The organism is Streptomyces flavovariabilis, assembly GCF_000725785.1.
GTDB classification, from domain to species: Bacteria; Actinomycetota; Actinomycetes; order Streptomycetales; family Streptomycetaceae; genus Streptomyces; species Streptomyces hawaiiensis.
This window is the reverse complement of record NZ_JNXD01000123.1, coordinates 1-247: the sequence shown is the minus strand read 5'-3', so window position 1 is coordinate 247 and position 247 is coordinate 1. Positions and strand designations below refer to the sequence as shown.

At 69.6% G+C, this 247-nt stretch carries 1 protein-coding gene; it reads left to right on the top strand.

Annotated elements, in window-relative coordinates:
* Nucleotides 1-10: 10 nt before the first annotated feature.
* Nucleotides 11-247, top strand: a 237-nt coding sequence (locus IO24_RS41830; RefSeq protein ID WP_476718227.1) for a transposase, incomplete at its 3' end; no start/stop codon positions are given.

The window sequence follows — 247 nt, the reverse complement described above, 5'->3', positions numbered from 1 at the left end:
GTTCACGGACATGTACCCGTCGGCGAACGGACGGCCGAGCATGCCGCCGCAGATCCTGGCCGCCGCGATCACGTTGCAGGCCCTGCACGGGCTGTCGGATTTCGAGACGGTCCAGGAACTGCGGTGCGACCTGCGGTGGAAGGCCGGATGCGGGCTGGGCCTTCACGACATGGCGTTCGACCCGTCGCTGCTGGCCTACTTCCGCCGCCGGCTGGCCCGTTCCGCCCGCCCGAACCGCATCTTCGAC